We start from the raw sequence: 6,307 nt of genomic DNA on the forward strand, positions 1-6,307 counted from the left end.
GTCGTGCGAATGCCGTACGAGCGAGGTGGCGGGCGGCGTCAGCCCTGGCGGGCCAGGTCCGCCGCGCCGACCAGACCGGCCTTGCCGCCGAGCTGGGCCGCGAGCACCTGGGCGTGCGGCCGCCACTCGCCGCCGATCAGCCAGCGGCGGAAGGACTTCCGGATCGGGTCGAGCACCAGCTCGCCCTCGTCGGAGACGCCGCCGCCGACGATGAACGCCGAGGGGTCGAAGAGCGACGCCAGGTCGGCGAGGCCCGCGCCGGCCCAGCGGGCCAGCTCGCGGAAGGAGTCCACGGCCACCGGGTCGCCCTGTCGGGCCGCCGCGCTGACGTGCTTGCCCTCGATGCCGTCGGGGGTGCCGTCGCCCAGACCGAGGAGGATCTCCGCGTTCTCGGGCGTGGCGTGGGCGCGCTGCTTCGCGTACCGGACGAGCGCGCGCCCGGAGGCGTACTGCTCCCAGCAGCCCTGGCTGCCGCAGCCGCACAGCAGGCCGTCGGGGACGACCCGGATGTGGCCGAACTCGGCCGCGACACCGAAGCGTCCGCGGCGGAGCTTGTTGCCGATGATGATGCCGCCGCCGAGGCCGGTGCCGAGCGTGATGCAGATGACGTCCTCGTGGCCCTGCCCGGCGCCGAACTTGTACTCGCCCCAGGCCGCCGCGTTCGCGTCGTTCTCGACCACGACCGGCAGGCCGACCCGCTGCTCGACCTTGTCCTTCAGCGGCTCGTGCCGCCAGTCGATGTTCGGCGCGAAGAGGACGGTGGCGCGCTTGTCGTCGACGTAGCCCGCGGCACCGATGCCGACAGCCTCGATCTGATGACCCTTGCCGGCCTCGGACACGGCGGCGCAGATCGCGTCGACGATGCCTTCGGGGGTCGGCGGGGTGGGCACCTTGTGCGTGTCGAGGATGTTGCCCTCCTCGTCGACCACGCCGGCCGCGATCTTCGTGCCGCCGATGTCGACGCCGATGGTGAGTCCCATGTGTCCCTCAGTTTTCGGTCGAGCCCCGCTAAGGCCAACCGTACCCGAGGGGGGCCACCGTCCTGATCAGTCCAGGTCGATGTGGTGCCCGGTTCCGGGCCCGTCGTCGTCCTTCTTGGGGTCCTCGGGCCGGTCCGGCCGGGATTCCTTGCGCGGGTCGCCCGGCTCGTCGCGGGTCCAGCGCGTCTCGTGGCCCTCGACCGCCGAGCGGTAGGCGGCCAGCAGCTCGTTGCCGGCGGCGGCGAGGTGGTCGAAGACCTGCGGGTTGCGCTCGATGACGGGCTCGACGGCCGCCTTCGCCTGGTTGACGAGCTGCTGCACGGTGCCCTGGGCAGCCATGCCCATCAGCGGGTTCCGCATCGAGGAGACCTTGTCGGCGACGGCGTCGAAGAGCTTGCGGAACTCCTCGGCGGCCGAGCCGGGCTCCGCACCGGCGCTCGCGCGGCGGCGGGCCTTCTCGGCCTCCAGGTCCTCGGCGCACGCCTTGGCCCAGGCATCCGAATCGCTCATGGCGTACTCCTTACGGCTTATACCGTCGACGGTACACGGCCTCAGGGGTTCCGCGGCCAGAGACCGGCGTCGGGGGTGAACCTGACCCTGAGGTCGCCGTCGACCAGCGCGGCGCCGGCGACGGTGCAGCGGCGCAGGGCGGGCGGGAGCGGGACGTTGCGGCGGAACCGGCCGACGGCGAGGAGGAGTTCGTCCCCCCGGCGGACGAGGGAGAGCTCGCGCTTGACGGCGCCGGGCAGGGGGATGTGCCAGACGAGGATGCCGTCGTCGTCCCTGCGGTCCTCGACGGTCCACTCGGGGGCGGCTGCGGGTCCGGCGTCGACCGCGAGCAGGGCGAGGTCCTCGGGGCCGCGCAGGTCCCGGCCGAGGTGCGGCAGGGCGTGCACGGTCCCGTCGTGGGCGGTACGGAGCCGGGCCAGGTGCTCGTGCTGCTGGGCGGTCAGCCCGGCGAGCCAGGGGTCGGGCGAGTCGGCCGGGAGCAGCTTGTTGGCGACCACGGTGTCGAGGGCGAGGCGGTGGAGCGCGAGGCCGAGGCGGGCGGTGCGCAGGGCGTCGGTGGCCGCGGGTCCGGGCTCGACGACGAGGCGGACGGTGGTGGTGGGGTCGTCGACGACGGCCTGGACGGCGGCGAGCTCGGCCTCCCAGCGGGAGGTCGTCTCGTAGAGCCACTGCGCGGGCATGGGGACGCCGGCGAGCTGGGCCAGCATGGGGCGCAGGGCGCGGGCGGCCTGTCGCTCGGGCGGCAGGAGGCGGCGGAGGTAGCGGCGCAGCTGCTCGGGCAGGGCGAGGACGGCGAGGGCGTCGAGCAGCGGGGGCAGGTCGACGACGACGAGGTCCCAGTCACCGGCGGCGGCGTCGCGCAGGGCGCGGAGCAGGGCGAACTGGTGGCTGCCGGGGAGTTCGGTGAGCTCGGCGTCCTCGAAGGGGGCGGCGCCGAGGAGGTCGAGGGCGGTGCCGGAACGTGCCTGCAGGGCGAGGAACTCGCGGCGGAAGTCGGCGGCGGGGGCGGGGCGGAGGAGGTCCACGCCGGGCGTCTCGTCGGCCTCGCCGGACACCAGGAGGACGCGCCGGCCGGTCTGCGCCCCGGCGAGGGCGGTGGCGCAGGCGACGGTGGTACGGCCGGCGCCGCCGGTCCCGGTGACGAGCAAGATCCCCATACGGCGGAACGTTACCGCCCCGCGCTGGAACGGCTCCCACAGGTTGCGGGCAACCGTTCCGCGGGGCGACGCCCACCCAGACGACGGCGCCGCACCTGTGGGCACCGTACGGACCGGGAGCCTGGGCCCGGCAAGGGCGCCGTCCGTTGTGCCCACCCGTTCCGCCCCAGCGGAACGACTGCCCACAACGAGGGTGGGCGAGGGAGGGGTGGGCACCGCCCCCGGGGGCGGCTACGCGCCCGATTCCACCCGCTTCTTCAGGCCCGCCAGCGCGCGGTCGATGATGACCTTCTCCGCCTTGCGCTTGATCATGCCCAGCATCGGGATCTTGACGTCCACCGTCAGCTGGTACGTCACCTCGGTGCGCGTCCCGCCGCCCGCCGGGGTCAGGCGGTACGAGCCGTCAAGGGAGCGGAGCATCTGGGACTTGACCAGCGTCCAGGAGACCTCGTTGTCGCCGGTCCAGGTGTACGCCAGCGTGTGGTCGTCCTTGATCGCGCCCGCGTCGAGCAGCAGCCGCACCTTCTCCGCGCGGCCGGCCTCGTCCTTCTCCAGGACCTCGGCCTCCTTCACCTCGCCCGTCCACTCGGGGTAGCGGGCGAAGTCGGCGATCACGCCCATGACGTCGGCCGGCGCTGCCTCGATGGTGATGCTCGAGCTGGTGTGTTCGGCCATCGCTGTGGCTCCTCCACTGTGCGGTCCGGCGGAAGTCGAAGGGCACGAACCGTGCCGACCGAAGGCTATCGCGCCGTCAGCGAAGGCCCGTCACCACTCCAGCGTCCACGGCCTGCCCGTCGCCGCGAAGTGGCCGACGTTCACGCATTCCGTCCCCCCGACCCTCATCCGCCTCGCCAGTGGCTGGTGGACGTGGCCGAAGAGGGCGTACCGCGGCCGGGTGCGCCGGATGGCGTCGAGCAGGGCGCGGCTGCCGCGTTCGAAGCGGCGGGCGACCGTGTCGTAGGTCAGCTCCGGGACGTCCGGCGGAATGTGACTGCACAGCACGTCGACCTCGCCGAGCGCCTCCACCTTCGCCGCGTACTCCTCGTCGGAGATCTCGTACGGCGTGCGCATCGCGGTGCGCAGCCCGCCGCCGACGAAGCCGAAGACCAGTCCGTCGAGCTCGATCCGCTCGCCGTCGAGAACGGTCGTCCCCGGCCGGGCGTACTCGCTCCACAGCCCCGGGATGTCGACGTTTCCGTAGGTCGCGTAGGTGGGGGCGGGGAAGGCCGAGAACAGCTCCTCGTACTGGCGCCGCACCGCGGACTCGATCGCCGTGTCCCGGTCGACGGCCAGTTCGGACCAGAGGCGTCGTCCCAGGTCACGGGCCTCGTCGAAGCGGCGCGCGGTGCGCAGCTCCACGATCAGGTCGGCGTTCTCGACGCCGAAGAGGTCGGGGAAGATGCCGCGGCTGTGGTCGGCGTAGTCGAGGAAGAGCACCAGGTCACCGAGGCAGACGAGGGCGTCCGCGCCCTCCCCCGCTTTGGCGAGGGCACCCGCGTTCCCGTGCACGTCACTGACCACGTTGATCCTCATGCGGTTCAGCGTAGGGCGTCGGACCTGCGGTTACTTCCGAGTCCGGAAAGCCGTGGATTACTGTGCGCGAAGCACGGCCACTACTGTGTGATGCACCGAACATCTGGCCAGACCCCCCTATCGGGAACCGAGTACTGATGGGTAACGTCCGGGCAGTCCAGTTGTGCTCACCCCCACTGAGCACCTGCCCGATCTTGGACCGCACCGGTGCATTCACACAGAGCCGTGGCGCCGGCGCCCGATGAGGAGCAGCAGTCTTGCGCGAGTTCAGCCTTCCGGCCCTGTACGAGGTCCCCTCGGACGGCAACCTGACGGATCTCATCCGCCGCAACGCGTCTCAGCACCCAGACACCGCCGTCATGGGACGCAAGGTGGCCGGCGTCTGGACGGACGTCACCGCCGAGCAGTTCCTCGCCGAGGTCCGCGGGGCGGCGAAGGGTCTGATCGCCGCCGGCGTGGAGCCGGGCGACCGGGTGGCCCTGCTTTCCAGAACGCGGTACGAGTGGGTGCTCCTCGACTTCGCCATCTGGAGCGCGGGCGCCGTGACGGTGCCGGTGTACGAGACGAGTTCGCCGGAGCAGATCCAGTGGATCCTCGGTGACTCGGGCGCCTCGCTCGCCCTCGTCGAGTCCGCGGCCCACCAGGAGTCGGTGGAGTCGGTACGGGCGAACCTGCCGGCCCTGAAGGGCATCTGGCAGATCGAGACCGACGCCGTCGCCCGGCTCACCGCCACCGGCGCGGACGTCTCCGACGAACTGCTCGACGAGCGGATGTCGTCGGCGCATGCGGACGACCCGGCGACGATCGTCTACACCTCGGGCACCACCGGCCGCCCCAAGGGCTGTGTGCTGACGCACCGCGCGTTCTTCGCGGAGTGCGGCAACCTGGTCGAGCGGCTGAAGCCGCTCTTCCGGACCGGCGAGAGCTCCGTGATGCTCTTCCTGCCCGCCGCCCACGTCTTCGGCCGCATGGTGGAGCTCGCGGCGGTCATGGCGCCGATCAAGCTCGGCTGCCTGCCGGACATCAAGAACCTCACGGACGAGCTGGCCGCCTTCCGGCCCACGCTGATCCTCGGTGTGCCCCGTGTCTTCGAGAAGGTCTACAACTCCGCGCGGGCGAAGGCCCAGGCGGACGGCAAGGGCAAGATCTTCGACAAGGCCGCGCACACAGCGATCGCCTGGAGCCGGGCCACCAGCACCCCGCAGGGCGCGTCGCTCGGTCTGAAGATCAAGCACAAGGTCTTCGACAAGCTCGTCTACAGCAAGCTGCGGGCGGTGCTCGGCGGGCGCGGCGAGTACGCCATCTCCGGCGGAGCGCCGTTGGGCGAGCGACTCGGTCACTTCTACCGCGGCATCGGCTTCACCGTGCTGGAGGGCTACGGACTGACGGAGTCCTGCGCCGCGACGGCGTTCAACCCGTGGGACCGGCAGAAGATCGGCACGGTCGGTCAGCCGCTGCCGGGCTCGGTGGTGCGGATCGCCGACGACGGCGAGGTGCTGCTGCACGGCGAGCACATCTTCACCGGCTACTGGAAGAACGAGGCCGCGACGGCGGAGGCGCTGGCCGACGGCTGGTTCCACACCGGTGACATCGGCACGCTCGACGAGGACGGCTACCTCGCGATCACCGGCCGGAAGAAGGAGATCCTGGTGACGGCGGGCGGCAAGAACGTCGCCCCGGCGGTCATCGAGGACCGGATCCGCGCGCACGCACTGGTCGCGGAGTGCATGGTGGTCGGCGACGGGCGTCCGTTCGTGGGCGCGCTGGTCACCCTGGACGAGGAGTTCCTCGGCCGCTGGGCAAGCGAGCACGGCAAGCCGGCGGACTCGACCGCGGCGTCGCTGCGCGACGACGCGGAGCTGCTCGCGGAGATCCAGCGGGCCGTGGACGACGGCAACGCGGCCGTGTCCAAGGCCGAGTCGGTGCGGAAGTTCCGGATCCTGAACTCCCAGTTCACCGAGGAGGCGGGCCACATCACGCCGTCGCTGAAGCTGAAGCGCAACGTGGTGGCGAAGGACTTCGCGGACGAGATCGAAGCGATCTACCGCCCGTAGGGGCAACGGGTGCCGGAACCACGACGGGCCCCCGCCGGCCCCCGGACCCGGGCCGGCGGGGCCCCCGCGGCGT

The 6,307-nt window shown here is 72.0% G+C and carries 6 protein-coding genes; 1 reads left to right on the plus strand and 5 read right to left on the minus strand.

The features are described from left to right. Nucleotides 1–38 precede the first annotated feature (38 nt). The 5 genes from ACFVZW_RS36490 to ACFVZW_RS36510 all read right to left on the minus strand — a co-directional run bounded on the left by ACFVZW_RS36490 (nucleotide 39) and on the right by ACFVZW_RS36510 (nucleotide 4,180). Nucleotides 39–980, minus strand: coding sequence for an ROK family glucokinase (locus ACFVZW_RS36490; protein ID WP_384530814.1), 942 nt, complete (start codon nucleotides 978–980; stop codon nucleotides 39–41). Between the two features lie 66 nt (nucleotides 981–1,046). Further along, nucleotides 1,047–1,490, minus strand: coding sequence for a DUF5304 domain-containing protein (locus ACFVZW_RS36495; RefSeq protein WP_384530816.1), 444 nt, complete (start codon nucleotides 1,488–1,490; stop codon nucleotides 1,047–1,049). Between the two features lie 41 nt (nucleotides 1,491–1,531). Continuing rightward, nucleotides 1,532–2,647, minus strand: coding sequence for an ArsA family ATPase (locus ACFVZW_RS36500; protein ID WP_384530818.1), 1,116 nt, complete (start codon nucleotides 2,645–2,647; stop codon nucleotides 1,532–1,534). Nucleotides 2,648–2,878: 231 nt separating this feature from the next. Further along, a complete protein-coding gene (locus ACFVZW_RS36505) occupies nucleotides 2,879–3,322 on the minus strand; it encodes an SRPBCC family protein (RefSeq protein ID WP_383563436.1) in 444 nt (147 codons plus the stop codon). A 90-nt stretch (nucleotides 3,323–3,412) separates the two neighbouring features. Then, on the minus strand, nucleotides 3,413–4,180 hold the full coding sequence (locus ACFVZW_RS36510) for a metallophosphoesterase (RefSeq protein ID WP_384530820.1): 768 nt from the start codon (nucleotides 4,178–4,180) through the stop codon (nucleotides 3,413–3,415). Between the two features lie 257 nt (nucleotides 4,181–4,437). Between ACFVZW_RS36510 and ACFVZW_RS36515 the strand changes: the two genes are divergently transcribed. Further along, the gene (locus ACFVZW_RS36515; protein ID WP_384530821.1) at nucleotides 4,438–6,234 is read left to right on the plus strand and encodes an AMP-dependent synthetase/ligase; all 1,797 of its coding nucleotides are present in this window, start codon (nucleotides 4,438–4,440) and stop codon (nucleotides 6,232–6,234) included. Nucleotides 6,235–6,307: the final 73 nt, after the last annotated feature.

Source organism: Streptomyces sp. NPDC059567, assembly GCF_042735655.1.
Lineage (GTDB): Bacteria > Actinomycetota > Actinomycetes > Streptomycetales > Streptomycetaceae > Streptomyces.